This is a genomic window from Mycobacterium sp., from assembly GCF_002863225.1.
Taxonomy (GTDB): Bacteria; Actinomycetota; Actinomycetes; order Mycobacteriales; family Mycobacteriaceae; genus Mycobacterium.
The window spans coordinates 88,923-107,093 of sequence record NZ_PKEK01000051.1 but is presented as its reverse complement, the minus strand read 5'-3'; the positions used below and the strand labels follow the sequence as shown (position 1 = coordinate 107,093).

General features: G+C 67.8%; 19 protein-coding genes. 13 read left to right on the top strand and 6 right to left on the bottom strand.

Features of this window, described 5'->3' with window-relative positions:
• Positions 1–177: 177 nt before the first annotated feature.
• The 6 genes from rpsM to truA all read left to right on the top strand — a co-directional run bounded on the left by rpsM (position 178) and on the right by truA (position 4,258).
• A complete protein-coding gene (gene rpsM / locus CYU59_RS17665; RefSeq protein WP_292992070.1) occupies positions 178–552 on the top strand; it encodes a 30S ribosomal protein S13 in 375 nt (124 codons plus the stop codon).
• A gap of 3 nt (positions 553–555) precedes the next feature.
• Positions 556–972, top strand: coding sequence for a 30S ribosomal protein S11 (rpsK, locus tag CYU59_RS17660; protein ID WP_292992068.1), 417 nt, complete (start codon positions 556–558; stop codon positions 970–972).
• Positions 973–982: 10 nt separating this feature from the next.
• Positions 983–1,588 (top strand): 30S ribosomal protein S4, encoded by a 606-nt coding sequence (gene rpsD, locus CYU59_RS17655; RefSeq protein ID WP_292992066.1) that lies wholly within the window; start codon positions 983–985, stop codon positions 1,586–1,588.
• Positions 1,589–1,668: 80 nt separating this feature from the next.
• Positions 1,669–2,715, top strand: a complete 1,047-nt coding sequence (locus CYU59_RS17650) for a DNA-directed RNA polymerase subunit alpha (RefSeq protein WP_240259689.1) — start codon at positions 1,669–1,671, stop codon at positions 2,713–2,715.
• Positions 2,716–2,790: 75 nt separating this feature from the next.
• Entirely contained in the window at positions 2,791–3,375 is a 585-nt protein-coding gene (gene rplQ / locus CYU59_RS17645) for a 50S ribosomal protein L17 (RefSeq protein WP_292992061.1), read from the top strand.
• Between the two features lie 10 nt (positions 3,376–3,385).
• Positions 3,386–4,258, top strand: coding sequence for a tRNA pseudouridine(38-40) synthase TruA (gene truA, locus CYU59_RS17640; protein ID WP_292992059.1), 873 nt, complete (start codon positions 3,386–3,388; stop codon positions 4,256–4,258).
• Here the strand turns inward: truA and CYU59_RS17635 are convergent.
• The 3 genes from CYU59_RS17635 to CYU59_RS17625 form a co-directional block, all read right to left on the bottom strand.
• The gene (locus tag CYU59_RS17635) at positions 4,255–4,923 is read right to left on the bottom strand and encodes a cutinase family protein (RefSeq protein WP_292992057.1); all 669 of its coding nucleotides are present in this window, start codon (positions 4,921–4,923) and stop codon (positions 4,255–4,257) included. The genes truA and CYU59_RS17635 overlap by 4 nt on opposite strands.
• A gap of 64 nt (positions 4,924–4,987) precedes the next feature.
• Positions 4,988–5,608 carry a cutinase family protein gene (locus CYU59_RS17630; RefSeq protein ID WP_293001175.1) on the bottom strand — a complete coding sequence of 207 codons (621 nt, stop codon included), beginning with the start codon at positions 5,606–5,608 and terminating at the stop codon, positions 4,988–4,990.
• Between the two features lie 44 nt (positions 5,609–5,652).
• Positions 5,653–6,495, bottom strand: a complete 843-nt coding sequence (locus CYU59_RS17625) for a cutinase family protein (protein ID WP_363114923.1) — start codon at positions 6,493–6,495, stop codon at positions 5,653–5,655.
• Between the two features lie 133 nt (positions 6,496–6,628).
• Between CYU59_RS17625 and eccB the strand changes: the two genes are divergently transcribed.
• Positions 6,629–8,032, top strand: a complete 1,404-nt coding sequence (eccB, locus tag CYU59_RS17620; RefSeq protein WP_292992053.1) for a type VII secretion protein EccB — start codon at positions 6,629–6,631, stop codon at positions 8,030–8,032.
• Here eccB and mycP read toward each other — a convergent pair.
• Both mycP and eccD read right to left on the bottom strand, forming a co-directional pair.
• Positions 7,988–9,319, bottom strand: coding sequence for a type VII secretion-associated serine protease mycosin (gene mycP / locus CYU59_RS17615; RefSeq protein ID WP_292992050.1), 1,332 nt, complete (start codon positions 9,317–9,319; stop codon positions 7,988–7,990). The genes eccB and mycP overlap by 45 nt on opposite strands.
• Before the next feature lie 29 nt (positions 9,320–9,348).
• A complete protein-coding gene (gene eccD / locus CYU59_RS17610; RefSeq protein ID WP_292992047.1) occupies positions 9,349–10,719 on the bottom strand; it encodes a type VII secretion integral membrane protein EccD in 1,371 nt (456 codons plus the stop codon).
• 84 nt (positions 10,720–10,803) lie between these two features.
• Between eccD and eccCb the strand changes: the two genes are divergently transcribed.
• The 4 genes from eccCb to CYU59_RS17590 all read left to right on the top strand — a co-directional run bounded on the left by eccCb (position 10,804) and on the right by CYU59_RS17590 (position 16,474).
• Entirely contained in the window at positions 10,804–14,553 is a 3,750-nt protein-coding gene (eccCb, locus tag CYU59_RS17605) for a type VII secretion protein EccCb (RefSeq protein WP_292992044.1), read from the top strand.
• On the top strand, positions 14,550–15,749 hold the full coding sequence (locus tag CYU59_RS17600; protein WP_292992042.1) for a type VII secretion-associated protein: 1,200 nt from the start codon (positions 14,550–14,552) through the stop codon (positions 15,747–15,749). Before eccCb ends, CYU59_RS17600 begins: the two co-directional genes overlap by 4 nt.
• Before the next feature lie 82 nt (positions 15,750–15,831).
• Positions 15,832–16,158 (top strand): WXG100 family type VII secretion target, encoded by a 327-nt coding sequence (locus tag CYU59_RS17595; RefSeq protein WP_292992040.1) that lies wholly within the window; start codon positions 15,832–15,834, stop codon positions 16,156–16,158.
• Positions 16,159–16,168: 10 nt separating this feature from the next.
• Positions 16,169–16,474 carry a WXG100 family type VII secretion target gene (locus CYU59_RS17590; RefSeq protein ID WP_292992038.1) on the top strand — a complete coding sequence of 102 codons (306 nt, stop codon included), beginning with the start codon at positions 16,169–16,171 and terminating at the stop codon, positions 16,472–16,474.
• A 70-nt stretch (positions 16,475–16,544) separates the two neighbouring features.
• Here CYU59_RS17590 and CYU59_RS17585 read toward each other — a convergent pair whose 3' ends face one another.
• Complete coding sequence (locus tag CYU59_RS17585) at positions 16,545–16,868, bottom strand: hypothetical protein (protein WP_292992035.1); 324 nt, start codon at positions 16,866–16,868, stop codon at positions 16,545–16,547.
• A gap of 303 nt (positions 16,869–17,171) precedes the next feature.
• Here CYU59_RS17585 and rplM point away from each other — a divergent pair, with 303 nt between their 5' ends.
• Together rplM and rpsI are read left to right on the top strand one after the other, a co-directional pair.
• Complete coding sequence (gene rplM / locus CYU59_RS17580; RefSeq protein WP_292992033.1) at positions 17,172–17,615, top strand: 50S ribosomal protein L13; 444 nt, start codon at positions 17,172–17,174, stop codon at positions 17,613–17,615.
• Entirely contained in the window at positions 17,615–18,118 is a 504-nt protein-coding gene (gene rpsI / locus CYU59_RS17575) for a 30S ribosomal protein S9 (RefSeq protein ID WP_292992030.1), read from the top strand. Before rplM ends, rpsI begins: the two co-directional genes overlap by 1 nt.
• The last annotated feature ends 53 nt before the right edge of the window (positions 18,119–18,171 follow it).

The following is an 18,171-nucleotide window of genomic DNA, read 5'->3' as shown; positions in this document are numbered from 1 at the left end:
AGGGCGCGCACAACTGAATGAAGACCTCCCAGCACCACTGATCGGCCTGGCATCTTTAGAGATGGGGGCGGTCAGCCACGTCCGGAACGGAGGCCGGACCCCGGAGCGCTGAGTTTGTTTCAGGGCCAGGGAACGGGCTGGGATTCAGACCTCCGCTTTAGAGAAGGAACGCCTTTCATGGCTCGACTAATGGGCGTCGACCTCCCGCGCGACAAGCGCATGGAGGTCGCGCTGACCTACATCTATGGAGTGGGTCGTACCCGGTCCAACGAAATCCTGGCCGCCACCGGGATCGACAAGGATCTGCGCACCAAGGACCTCACCGACGACCAGGTGACCCACTTGCGTGACTACATCGAAGGCAACCTCAAGGTCGAAGGTGACCTGCGCCGCGAGGTTCAAGCCGACATCCGCCGCAAGATCGAGATCGGCTGCTACCAGGGCCTTCGGCACCGCCGCGGCCTGCCGGTCCGCGGTCAGCGCACGAAGACCAATGCGCGTACCCGCAAGGGCCCCAAGCGCACCATCGCCGGCAAGAAGAAGGCCAGGTAAGTCATGCCTCCAGCTAAGAAGGCCGCCTCCGCGCCGAAGAAGGGTCAGAAGACCCGGCGCCGGGAAAAGAAGAACGTCCCGCACGGCGCCGCACACATCAAGAGCACGTTCAACAACACCATCGTGACCATCACCGACCTGCAGGGCAACGTCCTGGCGTGGGCGTCGTCCGGTCACGTCGGCTTCAAGGGATCGCGCAAGTCGACGCCGTTCGCCGCGCAGCTGGCTGCCGAGAACGCCGCCCGCAAGGCCCAGGAGCACGGCGTCAAGAAGGTCGATGTGTTCGTGAAGGGCCCGGGTTCGGGCCGCGAGACCGCCATCCGTTCGCTGCAGGCCGCCGGCCTGGAGGTCGGCGCAATCTCCGACGTCACCCCCCAGCCGCACAACGGCTGCCGCCCGCCCAAGCGCAGAAGGGTCTAGGTAAAGAAAAATGGCTCGTTACACCGGACCCATCACCCGCAAGTCGCGCCGCCTCGGCGTCGACCTGGTCGGCGGTGACCAGTCGTTCGAGAAGCGCCCCTACCCGCCCGGCCAGCACGGCCGCGCGCGGATCAAGGAGAGCGAGTACCGCCAGCAGCTGCAGGAGAAGCAGAAGGCCCGCTTCACCTACGGCGTCATGGAGAAGCAGTTCCGCCGCTACTACGCAGAAGCGGCCGGCCGTCCCGGCAAGACCGGTGACGAGCTGCTGCAGATCCTGGAGAGCCGGCTGGACAACGTCGTGTACCGCTCCGGCATCGCGCGGACCCGTCGGATGGCCCGTCAGCTGGTCAGCCACGGCCACTTCACCGTCAACGGCGTCAAGGTGACCATCCCCAGCTACCGGGTGTCGCAGTACGACATCATCGACATCAAGGGGACGTCGCTGAACACCGTGCCGTTCCAGATCGCCCGCGAGACCGCCGGCGACCGCCCGATCCCCGGGTGGATCCAGGTGGTCGGCGAGCAGCAGCGGATCCTGATCCACCAGCTGCCCGAGCGGGCCCAGATCGAAGTGCCGCTCACCGAGCAGCTCATCGTCGAGTACTACTCGAAGTAGCTCTGGCGCCGCATTCGCGGCGACCAGGAAACCGAATTGGCATCAAATAGCGGATGCCGAGAAGGAGATAGAAGAACACCATGCTGATTTCACAGCGACCGACTCTGTCCGAAGAGGTCATCAGCGACAGCCGTTCACAGTTCGTCATCGAGCCGCTGGAGCCGGGTTTCGGCTACACGCTCGGTAACTCGCTGCGGCGCACGCTGCTGTCCTCGATTCCGGGCGCCGCGGTCACCAGCATTCGCATCGACGGTGTGTTGCACGAATTCACCACCGTGCCCGGGGTCAAAGAAGACGTCACCGACATCATCCTGAACCTCAAGAGCCTGGTGGTGTCCTCCGAGGAGGACGAGCCGGTCACCATGTACCTGCGCAAGCAGGGTCCGGGCGAGGTCACCGCGGGTGACATCGTGCCGCCGGCCGGTGTCACCGTGCACAACCCGGACATGCACATCGCGACGCTGAACGACAAGGGCAAGCTCGAGATCGAGCTCGTCGTCGAGCGTGGCCGTGGATATGTCCCCGCCGTCCAGAATAAGGCGTCGGGTGCCGAAATCGGCCGCATCCCAGTCGATTCCATCTACTCGCCGGTGCTGAAGGTCACCTACAAGGTGGACGCCACCCGTGTCGAGCAGCGGACCGACTTCGACAAGCTGATCCTCGACGTCGAGACCAAGAGCTCGATCGGCCCCCGGGACGCGCTGGCGTCGGCGGGTAAGACGCTGGTCGAATTGTTCGGTCTGGCACGCGAACTCAACGTCGAGGCCGAGGGCATCGAGATCGGCCCGTCACCGGCCGAGGCCGACCACATCGCGTCGTTCGCCCTGCCGATCGACGACCTGGACCTGACCGTGCGTTCGTACAACTGCCTCAAGCGCGAAGGCGTGCATACCGTCGGCGAGCTGGTCTCCCGTACCGAGTCCGACCTGCTCGACATCCGCAACTTCGGTCAGAAGTCCATCGACGAGGTGAAGGTCAAGCTGCACCAGTTGGGTCTGTCGCTCAAGGACAGCCCGGCCAGCTTCGACCCGTCCGAGGTCGCCGGTTACGACGTCGCCACCGGCACCTGGTCCGCCGAGGCCGCCGCCTACGACGACCAGGACTACGCCGAAACCGAACAGCTCTAAAGCCCAACCGCTCGACAAGAGTGCCGTCCCGGCCCTACCTGATACGGGGGCCGGCCCCAATGAGGAGAAGTCGCAATGCCCAAGCCCACCAAGGGACCCCGCCTCGGCGGATCGTCTGCGCACCAGAAGGCGATCCTGGCCAACCTGGCGACGGCGCTGTTCGAGCACGGCCGGATCAAGACCACCGAGCCCAAGGCGCGGGCACTTCGGCCCTATGCCGAGAAGCTGATCACCCACGCCAAGAAGGGCACGCTGCACAACCGGCGTGAGGTGCTCAAGAAGATCCGCGACAAGGACGTGGTGCACAACCTGTTCGCCGAGATCGGGCCGTTCTTCGCCGACCGCAACGGCGGCTACACCCGCATCATCAAGGTCGAGAACCGCAAGGGCGACAACGCCCCGATGGCGGTCATCGAGCTGGTGCAGGAGAAGACGGTGACGTCGGAAGCCGACCGGGCGCGTCGGGTGGGCGCGTCGAAGGCGCCCGCCAAGGCACCGGCACCGGAGGCCGCCGCGGCGGCGCCGCAGGCCGCGGTCGAGCCCGAGGCGGTCGAAGAGTTTGCCACCGAGGCCGCCGAGCCGACAGCCGAAGCCACCGAGGCCGAAGCCCCTGAGGCCGAAGCCGCCGGGGAAGAAGCCAAGGGCGCTGACGAGTCCTGAAGATCTGCCGTTGAACGACGTGCCCGCCATCGACACTGATGGCGGGCTCGTTCGTCTCAGGCTCGATATCGCTTACGACGGAACAGATTTCGCGGGGTGGGCCACGCAGGCCGGCCAGCGCACTGTCGCGGGTGTCCTCGAAGAGGCGACGTCGACGGTGTTCCGCACCCCGCTGCGGTTGCGCGCGGCCGGTCGCACCGACACCGGCGTGCACGCGACCGGCCAGGTCGCCCATGTCGACGTTCCGCTGGATTCGCTGCGCCACGTCTATCCGCGCACGCCGCGGCCGAATCAGCCGGAGTTCCAGCCGCTGGTCCGTCGACTCGCCAGACTGTTGCCCGCCGACGTGCGGGTGCGCCGGATCGTCCGTGCCCCAGCGGGATTCGACGCACGGTTCTCGGCGCTACGCCGGCATTACGTCTATCGCATCTCGACCGCCGACTACGGGGTGGATCCGCAGCAGGCCCGCGTGGTCACCAGTTGGCCGCGGCCGCTGGATGTCGAGGCGATGGCGTCCGCCTCGCAGAAAATGTTGGGGCTCAACGACTTCGCGGCGTTCTGTCGCCACCGCGAGGGTGCGACCACGATTCGCGACCTGCAGCGGTTCGACTGGGAGCGCGACGGCGACCTGATCACCGCGCACGTGACCGCCGACGCGTTCTGCTGGTCGATGGTGCGGTCGCTGGTCGGCGCGCTGCTGGCGGTCGGCGAGCATCGGCGCACCGCGCAGTGGTGCGTCGAGTTGCTCAGCGACACACAGCGTTCCAGCGACTACGCGGCCGCGCCCGCGCGGGGTTTGACGCTGGCCGGGGTGGACTATCCACCCGACAGTGAATTGCAGGCCCGGACGCTGATCACCCGCGACCTCCGCACCCGCGACTAGAGTCTGGCCGCCACGAAGTTCGCCGCCTGATCGACCAGGCCCGAGTCGAGGTACGACGGCTGCAGATGCGAGTGCCAGTGCAGGTCCTGGGTACCGCCGGTACAGATCGGATCACCGGGCGCACACAGGTCGATCACCTTGCCGGCCAGATCCGGCCGGGGGCCGGGCACAGCGCCGACCACCTTCTGGGTGCCGTTGCCGAACAACGCGATTGCCGCGATGTGCTGGTCCGCGGCCGGCGGCAGGGGATTGGTGTAGCCGAACCCCGGCTGGTTCATGGCGATCACGACGTCGGCGGCGGCCGCACCCAGCGAGTAGCCACCGAGCACCTGACGGGTGTTGGGGCAGGCGTTGGCCATCGATTGGACGTGGGCGCTCATGTCGTTGGAACCCTTGGTGACGCTGACGTCGGCGGGGTAGTTGACCCCGTAGGCGCCGATCGTCTTGTGCGGCAACCGCTTCTGCAGCGCGTTGACCAGGGACTGCCCGACCGCGCCGACGCCGGGAGCTTCCTCCCGGCCACGGGCGAAGGCGACCTCGACGTCCGGGCACGCCGCCGAAGCCGTCGCCGCATTCGTCAGCGAGTGGGGCGCCAGGGCGGGTGCCATGACCAGGCCGGCCGCTGACAACGTCACCGCCGCCAACCGGAGCAGACCTGATCGCATAGCGAAAAGCTAGCGGGTGAAACTAGCTGCCCGCTGATACCGACCTGTGCGTGAGATCAGCGACCTAGGCCAGCTTGCCCGCGACGAAGTCGGCCGCCTGGTTGACCATGCCGTCCTGGATGTAGCCGCCGGCCATGTGCTGATTCCAGTTGTCCGACCAGGTGTGCGGGTCGGCCGGGTTGCAGATCGGGTCGGCGCCGTGGCAGAGGTCGATGGTCCGGTCGGTGTAGACCGGGTTGAAGTTCGCGATCGGCCCCACCCACCTGGTGCCGTTGCCGAACAGGGCGACCGCCGCGATGTGCTGATCGGCGCCGGGCGGGAGCGGATTGGTGAAGCCGAACATCGCGCCGGGAGCCGCCATCACGACGTCGGTGACGGCGGCGCCCAGAGAGTAGCCGCCCAGCACCACGCGGGTGTTCGGGCAGTTGTTGATGATCGACTGCACGTGCGCGCTCATGTCGTTGGCGCCGACGGTGACCTCGGTATTGGCCGGGTACTGCACCGCGTAGAGGCCGACATCCCGGTTGCCCCTGGACCGCAGCGCGCTGACGAAGGCGTTGCCGAGGATCCCGGCGCCGGGCGACTCCTGGCGGCCGCGGGCGAACACCACCTCGGCGTCATGGCAGGCGGCGGAGGCGGTCGGGAGCATCGTGGGAGCCGCGACAGGCGCGAGCGTCGCCACCATGACCAACGCGGCGAGGGCGCACGCGGCCCGGATTGTCATGGCGATCAGCGAAACGCGACGGGACGGGTTTGGTCGACCACCGACGGGGACGGGGCGTAGGGGTTGGGTCCGGGCAGCGGACCCTGGTTCGACTGCGGGCTGGGCCCGGGCAGCGGACCGAGGGGCCCGGTGGGGCCGGTCTGCGGACCGATCGGGCCGGTGGCGCTGGTCGGCGGCAACACTGACAGCAGCCGCGTCGAGACGAAGCTGGCGGCCTGGCTGGTGTACACCGGCACATAGCCGTCGGTGTGACCCTTCCATTCGTTGCCCTGCCCGGCGTGGCAGATCGGGTCCTCGGGGTTGCAGTAGTCGACGGACTTGGCGCCGAACAGCGCGCTCTGCGCGGCGATCGATCCGCCGCTGCGGTCGGCCGGGTTGCCGAAGGTGGTCACCGCGACCACGTGGTCGGCGTACTTGGCCGGTAGCGAGTCGCCCCAGCCGACGCCGCCGATCTGCGTTCCGGTGACGATGTCGACCACCGACGCGCCCTGGGAGTAGCCGCCGAGCACCTGCGGGGTGGCCGGGCACTTGTCGGCCATCTCCTGGATGTGCTTGATCGCGTCCTTGGCGCCGTCGTTGCCATGGATCTGGAACAGCGTGGCCCGGTAGTTGACGCCATAGGCGTCGACGTTCTTGCCGGTGTTCTGCCGGATGCCGTCGACCAGGGCGTCGCCGACGCGGCCCAGCCCCTTGGGTTCGTCGGTGCCGCGGGCGAAGGTGACCGCGATGTCGGGGCAGTTGTCGGCCTCGGCGGACGGGGTCCCGTGCGGCGCGACGAGCAGTGCGCCCGCGCTCAGCAATGCGGCTGCGGTCAGGCCGAGGGCTCGTGACCAGCGGCGACGCCGCACAAAGGGACTCTTGGGGCTAATGCTCACCAGGTGATTCTACGGATTTTGCGGCTTTAGGTCATATCTACGGGGTTAGGCATTGGCTGTGGATCGCGGTCGGGATGCGAAGCGATCGGTGCCTACCGTGACGCGGGTGGCATGGCTTCCGACCACCAGGCTGCAGATCAGCGGTCAGCGCTTCATGCGGCGGCGCCTCGAGCGGGCGTTGCTGGGCGGCGACCTTCGGGCCGTTGACGAGTCGACGCGAGCGCCGATTCGGTCGATGACGGCCGGTCTGGCGCTCTCGATTTTTCTGCTGGCGGGATGCCTGGCGCTTGCCCTGATGCGCCCGCAACCCGGGCTGGGGACGGCGCCGATCCTGATGGAGCAGCAGACCGGGGCGCTGTTCGTCCGGATCGGTGACACGTTGCATCCAGTGCTGAACCTGGCGTCGGCACGGCTGATCGCCAAGACGGGCGCCGACCCGCAGCCGATGGCGGCGACGTCCTTGCGTCAGGCGAAGCTGGGTCGGCTGGTGGGCATTCCCGGTGCTCCTCAGTTTGTCGGAGCGCCGCTCGACAGCAACGAATCGCAGTGGACGGTGTGCGACAGCCGCGACGGTACGACGGTGATCGTCGGCGCGGATCAGCGATCAGATCCGCTGAGGCGCGACCAGACATTGCTTGTCACACCGACATCCGGCGGCTCGACCTACCTGCTGTTCGACGGGCGCAGGTCCGTCGTCCACCCGGATGACGCGGCGACGGCCCGCGCCTTGCTGCTCGATGGACGGTCACCACGACGGGTGTCGCCGGTGCTGCTGAACCTGATACCCGAGTCGCCGTCGATCACCGCGCCGCGCATTCCCGATGCCGGCAGACCCGGACCGGGCGCACTCGCCGGGTTCCCGGTTGGCAGCGTGCTGCGGGTGGCCCTGGCCGGTGGCGATGAGCATTACGTCGTTCTGCGGGAGGGGATTCAGCGCGTCGGGCAGGTTGTCGCCGACCTCATACGGTTCGCCGATTCGCAGGGCACCCGCACCGCCGTCGCGGTCGCGCCCGACGTCATCCGGGCCGCGACGGCCGTGACGCGTCTGCCGGTCAGCGACTTCCCCGACCATGTCGGTGGCCCCCCGACCACTGACGGCCCGACGTTCTGTACAGGCTGGCGGCATGCCACCCCCGACGGCGCGATCGTGTCTTTTTCTGTTGGCGGACTGCCGATTCCGGCAGGACAGGCGCCGGTCACGTTGGCGCAGGCGGACGGAGCGGGGCCGGCAGTCGACGCGGTCTACCTGCCGCCCGGGCGGGCGGCCTTCGTTCGCGCCACCGGGCTGTCCGGTGTCAACGCGCGTGCGGGCGGTCGCTATCTGGTGTCGGACACCGGGGTTCGGTTCGGCGTGTCCGACGACGACGCGGCTCATGATCTCGGCCTGGCGGACTCCTTGGAGGCCTCACCGTGGTCGCTGCTGACCGCTCTGCCTGCGGGTCCGACGTTGAGTAGGGCCAGTGCCTCAGTCGCTCAGGATGTTCCGCCGGCGGGAACCCGATCGCCGTAGCCGTGTCCAGGTCGCGCGCAGCAACAGCAGTGCCGCCAACGACCCACCACACATCGTGACGCCGCACAGTGCCATCTGTCGGACCCTGGGATTGCGCGTAGGGGTCGCGGGAGGTTCATCGAGGGGTGCCGGCGCCCGGTTCGTTGTGGGCGACGGCGCGGCGGGAGCATCGGTGCTCACGGCGGAGAGCAGGTCCACGACGCCGACGCCGACGCGCGGATCCGGTCCGCCGGGTGGACGATGCGCGGTCGCCTTGATGCGCTGCATCACCTGGCGGGCGGTCCAGGTCGGGAATCGGGATCGGATCAGCGCTGCCAGTCCGCTGACCACCGGCGCGGCGTAACTCGTGCCGGACAGCGGAGTCGAATCATGCTCGTTGCCAAGCACATTGGCCAGACCGCCCGATGTGCTCAGCGAGGTCAACCCCTCACCGGGCGCTGCGACGTCCACCCATGGCCCAGCGAGGGTGAACGACGAGGGCTGCCCGGCCGCGTTCACCGAACCCACCGTGAGCACGTAGTCGTCGTACCAGCCTGGGCTCGCAACAACCGTCGCGGTCTCCCAGGTAGCGCCGCGTCGCTGGGGCGGGCACTGCCCGGCGCCGGCATTTCCCGCTGCGGCCACCACGACAGCATTCTTGGTGTCGACCGCGTAGGACAACGCGGCGCCGAGTGCGCGATCGTCCAGAGCTGAGCCCGCCGGAGTGCAGGCGACCGAGGATATGTTGATCACCGAGGCGTTCAGATCGGCAGCGGTTCGTACCGCGCGTGCCATCGTGGTCACGTCCCCGTATCCGGCGACGGCCGGGTCCGCGGCGGGTCCGAACCTGGTGCTGGACTGGCGGATGCTGATCAGGTTGGCGCCCGGGGCGACGCCGCTGAAGTCGTCGGCGTGGTTGGATTCCGCTGCGCCGGCGATGATTCCCGCCACCGCTGTACCGTGTCCGTCGCAATCCTGTGTTCCATTGCCCGTGGACACGTAGTCACCGCCGGGCAGCACACGCGGTAACCGTGGGTTCGGTGCGACCCCGGTGTCGATGATCGCGACGAGCTGACCGGCGCCGCGGGTGAGACGCCACACCCGGTGCAGGTCGAGTGCAGCGAGCTGGTCGGCCGCGGTGTCGCGCTGCAATGACGGCACCGCGCAGATCTCCCGCTGCACGGTCGGCCGGGGCGGGCTTGCCGGTGCCGGTTGCGGCAGGTAACGCTCGTCGACGGGCGGCGGTGACACCGCTTGCGCAGGCGATGTGACGCACTGCGGCCAGGCGGCCAACGTCGCAGCTGCCACACATCGCCACAGCGTCAATCGCCCTGACTTCACGAGAGATTCATGCCGCGCACAGTGCTGAGCAGGCCGCACAGCCAAAAGGTCAACGGGACAACCGTCGCGAAGCCGAGGTACTCGACCACCTCGACGGTTCGCCGCCACACCGGGGAGGGCATCGTCGGACCGGCTGAAAAGCCGAGGTACACGGCGCCGGACCCCAGCAGCGTCGCCAGGGCGGCGACGTGTGGCGCGTACTCCGGGTACACCTCCGCGCCCGCAACGAACACAGCGGCCAGCGTCACCGCTCCACAGATCAGCGGCGGCAACGACCGGCTCACGTCGCGATGAGCCCGAGACCGCAGCAGCAGAAGGCCGCCCACCACCGCAGCGAACAGCAACCTGGGTGGAGATGTGCCGAGCAACGCGCCGACAGCCCCGAGCGCGGCTGACGCCGAGAACGCCGACATCAGGCCGGCGAGCCAACGGTGTGCACGAACTATTCTCAGTTCCCACTGATCTGGTGCATCGCGGATCTGCTGCGCCGACAGCCGCGTGAGCATCACCGACGCCGCGGGTGAGGCTTCGATGACGGCCAACGACACCGCCGCCAGCCCCGCGCCCATGGCCGGAAGTGATACGTCGGCGAGCACGCACACCGCGGCCGCGGTGACACACGTTGTCGCAAAGCAGGCCAGCGCCGTGAAGACGACTGTCTGGCAGGCGATCCCACACATCACCACCGCGCACGGTGCCGCTGCGGCGGCGGCGAAGAGCGCGTTCGGTGTGCCCGGTCCCTCGGGCACGCCGATCAGTCCTGCGATGGCCGCGAATCCGGTGGCTATTACGCCCAGCACCATGCCCGCCCCGGGTGCACCGGCGATGCGATACGCGCCGGCCGCCGCGAGGAGCGCAAGCACGCTGATCGCTGCGGAGGTGGCGGCACAGCCGGCGTGATGCGCATCGTCGACACCGGCCCGCACCAGCACCACCGCGGTGACACCGGCGGAGCCGAATGCCAGCAAAGTCCCGGCACGCTCGAGCGATCGCCGGGTCCAGCCACGCTCGATGGTGGTGACCGCAGCCGATACCGCCTCGGCGGCATCATCGCTGGGCGGAGCCGGAAACTCCGTCTGCGACCGGATCAACGACAGTGTGGTTCCGTCACGAATCCCCAACTCGATCAATGTCTTCGACGTGTCCAGCACCGAACCGCTCGGGGTGAGCAGCTGAAACTGGACCGCGACCGGGCCGGGATCGATGGCCAGCACATCGACGATCGCGGGTAGCAACGACCCCAACGGCGTCTGCGCCGAGACCACCACATCGACACCGCCGGCGCCGGCGTGAACGGTCAGGTGGCGCACGCCTGAGGGTGCCGCCGAGGTGTGTTGCACGCCGATCTCCATTTCGCCGGCTCGCACGCTAGCTGCAACGACGACACTCCGCTTCCGTTGATCCACAGGCGACTTGCCGGTGATCGTGGTCGTGCATAGCGTGCCCGAAGCATGGAGCGACTGCCGCCGCCGCTGTGCGAGACACCGGACCTCGTGTTGGCGGCCCCGCCGGAAGTGACCCCTCGGCCACCGGCGAATCAGCTGGTTCGCTTTCTTCCGTTGGTCGCCGCTCTGGTGACGGTGGGGGCGATGGCGGTCGCTTACCAGGCGCGTTCGGCGGTGGCGCGCAATCCGGTGTTCATGATGCTCCCGCTGATGATGCTGATGTCGGCGATTGCGACGGTGCTCTCCGGTGTCGACCGGCGCCGCGGTGAAATCGACGCGCAACGGGTGGACTATTTCGGCCACCTATCCGATGTGCGCGCCGCCGCCCTCAAGAGCGCTGCAGCCCAGCATGTTTCGATCAGCTGGTGCCATCCCGATCCGGGCCTGCTGTGGACCCTGGTCGGCGGACCGCGGATGTGGGAGCGGGACGAGGCGCACCCGGATTTCGGTCAGGTGCGGCTCGGTCTCGGAGCGCTGCCACTCGCCACTCGTCTGGCCCCACCGGTCCTCGAGTCGGCACGCCGGGTGGATCCGTTGTCGCTGGATGCGATGCACCGATTTCTCGACGCGCAGTCGACCGTGCCGAACCTGCCGGTCGCGATCGCGCTGCGCGGTGAGAAGACGGTCAGCATCGACGGTGACCCGAGCCGGGGGCGTGCGTTGGTGCGGGCGATGATCTGCCAGTTGGCCGTCATGCACACTCCGGCAACGATGTTGGTCGCCGCTGTCGTCGACGAACATCATCGGCCGGCCTGGGAGTGGCTGAAATGGCTGCCGCACAACAGACATCCGAACGCTGTCGACGAGATCGGTCCCGCGCGAATGGTGTACGCGTCGCGGTCGGCCGCGCACGAAGCCCTCAGCGACCTGACCGTGCCACATCTCGTCGTCCTGCTCGATGGCGAGCGCGATGACACCGAATGGGCCACCCCACGGGTGACGACGCTGACGGTCGGTGGCCGTCGCGGCGAACCGGTGGTGGTCAGGGCGTCTGACAGGGAGATTGTCGTCCATCCGGATCAGCTCAGTTGCGCCGCGGCGTTGGCGTGCGCGCAGCGGCTGGCCGGCTACCGGCCCAGCCCGTCGGCGATATCGAGTGGCGGCACGTGGCAGGAACTCGTCGGGATTCCCGACGTCGAGCACTTCGCCCCGGGTGCCCATCGAGCCACGAAGAGATTGCGCGTTCCGGTTGGGACTACGGCCGCGGGGACGCCGGTCGAGCTGGACATCGATGAGGCCGCCGCGGACGGGATGGGTCCGCACGGATTGTGCGTCGGCGCAACGGGCTCGGGTAAATCGGAACTACTGCGGACGGTCGCCTTGGGGATGATCGCCGGGCATTCGCCCGAGGAGCTGAACTTGGTGCTGGTCGATTTCAAGGGCGGTGCGACGTTCGCAGGGTTAGAGCCGGCTCCGCATGTCGCGGCGCTCATCACCAACTTGTCCGACAAGGCAGCGCTGGTCGCTCGAATGCGCGATGCGTTGATGGGCGAGATGAATCGCCGCCAAGAGGTGCTTCGCGGGGCGGGCAACCTCGACGGTGTAGCGGCCTACCGGCGAAGACGGATGCTCGATGCCGGCCTCGAGCCGCTGCCGTCGCTGTTCGTCATCGTCGACGAGTTCTCCGAACTACTGAGCCAGCAGCCGGATTTCGCAGAGGTGTTCGTCGCAATCGGCCGGCTCGGGCGATCGCTGGGCGTGCATCTGCTACTGGCCAGTCAACGGCTCGACGAGGGCAGGCTGCGGGGTCTGGAATCGCATCTGTCCTACCGGATATGCCTGAAGACGTTGTCATCTCACGAGTCTCGGGTCGTCCTCGGTACATCGGAGGCCTACGAGCTACCCGCCACACCGGGCGCGGCATTCCTGCGGGTCGGCACGGTCGCGCCGGTGCAGTTTCACGCAGCCTACGTCTCCGGCCCGACGGTCACCGGTTCCGACGGGCAGCCGACCGTACCGCGGTGCGACGCTCGTCCAGCACCGGTCCGACTGTTCACTGCCGAAGCCGTCGGGCCGATCCGTCATGACCCAGCCCCCGAGGCCCACCGAAGCGAATCGCCCACGGTGCTGGAAGCGGTCGTCCAGCGACTGTCGCAGGACGGCCCGCCGGCTCGGGAGGTATGGCTGCCGCCGCTGGAGGCGGCGCCGGCCCTGAACGCGGTCCTGCAGCAGGCTGGGCCGCTGCCCGCCCTCTCGGCTCCGATCGGTGTCGTCGACCGTCCGTTCGAGCAGCGGCGTACCCCCTTGGTCGTCGAATTATCATGTGCAGCAGGCAACGTCGCGCTCATCGGTGGTCCCCGGTCCGGCAAGTCGACCGCGTTGCGAACGCTGATCACCGCGCTGGCCGTCAGTCACGATCCGCACTCGGTGCAGTTCTATTGTCTCGACTTCGGCGGCGGAGCTCTGGCGGGTCTGCGCGATTGGCCGCATGTCGGCTCGGTGGCCGGACGTACCGATCCCGAGCGGCTGGGCCGCACGATCGCCCGACTCCTGGCGGTAATCCGTTCGCGCGAACAGCTTTTCCGCCGGCACGGCATCGAATCGATGCAGCACTACCGTCAGCTCAAGGCGGCGCGTGACCCGGTGTGCGATCCATTCGGGGACGTATTCCTGATCGTCGACGGATGGCAGGGCCTGATACGCGAAAGCGAAACCGCGGAAGCATCGATCACCACGCTCGCCGCCGAAGGTCTCGCCTACGGTGTGCATGTCGCGGTGTCGGCCTCCCGGTGGGCCGAGATTCGGCCCGCCCTGCGCGATCAGTTGGGAACGCGGATCGAATTGCGGCTCGGCGATCCGTCGGATTCCGAACTGGATCGCCGGCGGGCGCACGAAGTTCCCGCGGGAATGCCCGGTCGGGGACTCAGCCACGACGGCCTGCACATGATCGTCGCCCTGCCGCGACTCGACGGTGAGGAGTCCGAGCGGAGCCTCGCAGACGCGGGGCTGGCGGTGGGGGAGATGCTGCGGAATCGTCACGGAGGCTGGAATGCACCGGCCATCCCGATGTTGCCCACGCAGGTTCCGCATCACCGGCTGCTCGAGCAGGCCGGCGAACTCGCGAGCACACCCATCCTCGGCGTCGAAGCAGACGAACTGTGCCCGGTGACAATTGATTTCGGGCAGCACCAGCATTTGATGATCGTGGGTGACAGCGAATGCGGGAAAACCGCAACGCTGCGGTTGCTCTGCGGTGAGTTGCTCAGGACCTCCACGACGGCGCAGCTTTTCATCGTCGACCCGCGGCGCGGTCTGCTGGACGCCGTCGACGCGGCGTCTGCGCAACTCGGCGGGTACCTGGCTGCCGCGGACACGGTTGCCGAGGTGATGCCGCAGCTGATGCAGCTGTTGCGCCAGCGAATGGCGCCCGCGAATGCCACGTCGTGGCAACTACGCAACCGGTCGTGGTGGTCCGGGAAGGAAATCTTCATTGTCGTCGACGACTACGACCTGACAAGCGGCGCGACGGGTAATCCGCTGGCGCCCTTGACTGAACTGCTGCCCTACGGCCGGGACCTGGGACTGCATCTCGTGGTCGCACGGCGCACCGGCGGTGCTGCGCGTGCCATGTTCGAACCGCTGCTTGCCGGGTTGCGGGATGCCGGTTGCACGACGCTGCTGATGAGCGCAAGCCCCGACGAGGGGCTGACGATCGGATCGGTGCGCCCCGCTCTGCTGCCGCCCGGGCGCGGTGTGCTGATCACTCGTCGCGGCGACGCCCAACTCGTTCAGGTTGGCTGGGCGCCGCCACCATGACCGCGCATCTGCTCGAGGTCGGACCGCGGTCGGTCCGTCGATTGTGTTGCGGCGGAGCCACTATCGACGACGAGGAGACGGAGCGGGCTGCGTTCGAGAGCATCGACGATCACATCGCGCTGGTCGATCTCCAGCCGCTCGCCGTCGCGGAGCTCTGGAAGAACGTCCTTGCGTCGATCGACTGCGGTGCGTCCGGACGCGTCACCGTGATCCACCCGTCGTGGTGGTCGCCGGCTCGCGTCGCGGTGGTGGACGAGGCCGCGCGGGTGTTGGTCGGGGTGGCCGACATCCAGCCGCGGACGTGGCTGTCGCGTCGAGCGTCTGCCGCCCAGAGTCGATCTGCGGTCGTCGAGATCGCGGACGACATCGTCGTGCTCACCGGCACCTCGTTGACTGTCGAGACCCGCAGCGGTGAGGTGGATGCTGACGCCGACACGGTCGCGGGGTCGGTGGTCGCGATGGCGCCGGATATTCCGGAGACGGTGGTGATCGATGCACCGCCGACAGTCTGTGGCGCCGCCACGTTGGCGACAGCGATCTCCAAACGGTTGGCGGGTTCCCACGGTGTGGGTGTGGTGATCATGGATGACCTCCTGCTGAAAAAGCTGGTCGGACACCTCAACTCGCCGGTCCGGGCTGCGGCGACGCCCCATTCGCGAACCGGACGTTTTCGCGGGCCGCTGATCTCGGCGGTGCTGCTGGCCGTGGCCTTTCCCGGCATCGCGGCCTGGCATCACCACGCCGAACCGCACTCCTCCCAACACGTTCCGACGACGACGGTCGTCGAAGGCCGGATAGCGTTCGACGTTCCGTCGCAGTGGTCGAAACGGCGGATCGTGGCGGGTCCGGGGTCGGCGCGGGTTCAGGTCACGTCACCCGGCGATCCCGACCTCGCTGTGCACGCAACTCAATCGCGGGTCGCCCTGACGGGCCTGGCCGCGACCGCGGACTTCCTGAAAGGGGCGATCGATGCCGCGCCCACGGGTGTATTCGTCGACTTCAACCCGGCGGGCCAAACCGCGGGTCGTGCGGCAGTGACCTACCGGGAGGTCCGGGCGGGTCACGACATCCGTTGGACGGTGTGGGTCGACAAGGCGGTCCGGATCAGCATCGGGTGCCAGAGTCCTCGCGGTCGTGCCGAGCTCGTGAGCGAGGCGTGCGATCTGGCTGTCCGGTCAGCACATGCTCTCGATTGAGCATGGAACCAAATCATGCCGGCGGGAGTCCTATTTCTTGTCAGCACGAATGAGCGCGGCCCATTTACCGAAAGGAGAGTCAGTGAGCGCACCGGTGGGCGGCAATGCACTCAGCACCGACTTCGACCTCATGCGATCGGTCGCCGGTGCGATCGACACCCGTAACGAGGAGATTCGCGCGGCGCTGCAGGCGTTCATCGGCCGGATGAGCGGTGTGCCGCAGTCGGTGTGGGGCGGGATGGCGGCGTCGCGGTTCAAGGATGTCGTACAGCGGTGGAACGCGGAGACGATGAAATTGCATCAAGCGCTGCACGCGATCGCCGAGACCATCCGTTCCAACGAGGTCGCGTTGCGGGATGCGGCGGACATACATGCGGCGCACATCGGTGCCGCTGCCGGACATTTGTGAGGCCGCGCTGATGGACACGCGACTGTCGTACAACTTCGACGAGATCGAAGCGTCGGTGCGCCAAGAAATTTACGCCACCTCCGCGCGGTTCAATGTCGCGCTGCAGGAGTTGAGGGCGCACGTGGCCCCACTGCAGGAACAGTGGACCCGCGAAGCCGCGACCGCTTATGGCATCGAGCAGGTGCGGTGGCATCAGGCGGCGACGGCGCTGAACGAGATCCTGGTCGAACTCGGAAACGCGGTTCGAGACGGGGCCGAGGATGTCGCGGCCGCCGATCGTCGAGCTGCTGGAGCGTGGGCAAACCCGGGTCGCTGACGCCGAGACTCTGCGCGGTTCCGCCGGGAAGGAGAGACCGGCGGAATCGCGCAGTCAGGGATGCCGAGGCCTAAGCCGCGTGATGATGCCCGTGCCACGGCGCGGGTGCCGAGGAGGCATCCGGCTCGCGCCGATCGGTCTTCACGGAACGCACGGGAGCCACCGCCCGCCGTGCTTCGTCCTGCTTCGCGCGGGTCATCAGCTCGTGGAATCCGGCCCAGCCCGCGGCGACCGTCGCGATCAGCAGCGCGGCGCCGATCAGCACCACCGGGCTCACGAAGGTGAGCAACAGGATGACGGCGGCCAGGCCCCACAGCAGTTCGGCGCGCTTGTGCCACATCTTGTCGATCAGTCGGGCAGGTTGCTCGGGCTCTTCAGTTCCAGTGTTCGCCATGGTTGACCTCCTCGAAATTAAAGTCACGACGATTTTATCTACGCTACGCTGCGGCGTTGTGTGACGTGCATCGCGGGTGAAGACCCCGGTTTCCGTGGCGCCCGGGCTGTCGCCGCGAGCTCCGGATGACGCGTTTTGACCTGCCCGGATAACCGCCGGTAAGCTGCTCCGTTGGCGTGCGGTACGTCGGGACTCGGGTCAATGTCGGTCGCCGAGAACATCCCAAAGCCGCAAACGAATGACCGGCACCCGGGTTACCGGGATCCATACGGGCCGACGGCCCGAAAACGAGAGGTAAGCGCTGTGTCCACATACGCGCCCAAGGCGGGTGACACCACGCGGACGTGGTACGTCATCGACGCCCAGGACGTGGTGCTCGGTCGCCTGGCCGTCGCGGCAGCCAATCTGCTGCGCGGCAAGCACAAGCCGACATTCACCCCGAACACCGACGGCGGCGACTTCGTCATCATCGTCAACGCCGACAAGGTCGCCATCGGCGGCGACAAGCTGCAGAAGAAGCTCGCTTACCGCCACTCGGGTTACCCCGGCGGGCTGAAGAGCCGCACGATCGGCGAGCTGCTGGAAAAGCACCCCGACCGCGTGGTCGAGAAGGCCATCGTCGGCATGATCCCCAAAAACAAGCTCGGCCGTCAGATCAAGCGCAAGCTGCACGTCTACGCCGGCCCGCAGCACCCGCACGCTGCTCAGCAGCCGACCCCGTACGAGATCAAGCAGGTGGCCCAGTAATGACTGAAACCGCAGGAACCGAGACCGAGGTCGTCGCCGAAGAGGTCACTGAGACCCCAGCGGCTGCTGAGCCTTCTGAGGCGGCCGCACCGGCCCCGCAGGACGCCGTCTACATCGAGCGCCCGATCCAGACCGTCGGCCGCCGCAAGGAAGCCGTCGTCCGGGTTCGCCTGGTGCCCGGCACCGGCAAGTTCGACCTCGACGGCCGCAGCCTGGAGGCCTACTTCCCGAACAAGGTGCACCAGCAGCTGATCAAGGCTCCGCTGGTGACCGTGGACCGCGACGGCGCCTTCGACGTCTTCGCCCACCTCGACGGTGGCGGCCCGTCCGGGCAGGCCGGTGCGCTGCGTCTGGCGATCGCCCGGGCGCTGATCATCGTCCAGCCCGAGGACCGGCCCGCACTGAAGAAGGCCGGCTTCCTCACCCGTGACCCGCGTGCCACTGAGCGCAAGAAGTACGGCCTGAAGAAGGCCCGTAAGGCGCCGCAGTACAGCAAGCGCTGATCTTTTTGGCTGCGAGCGTGCATCGTTGTACGCGTAGTTCGGCGTGTCGGCGT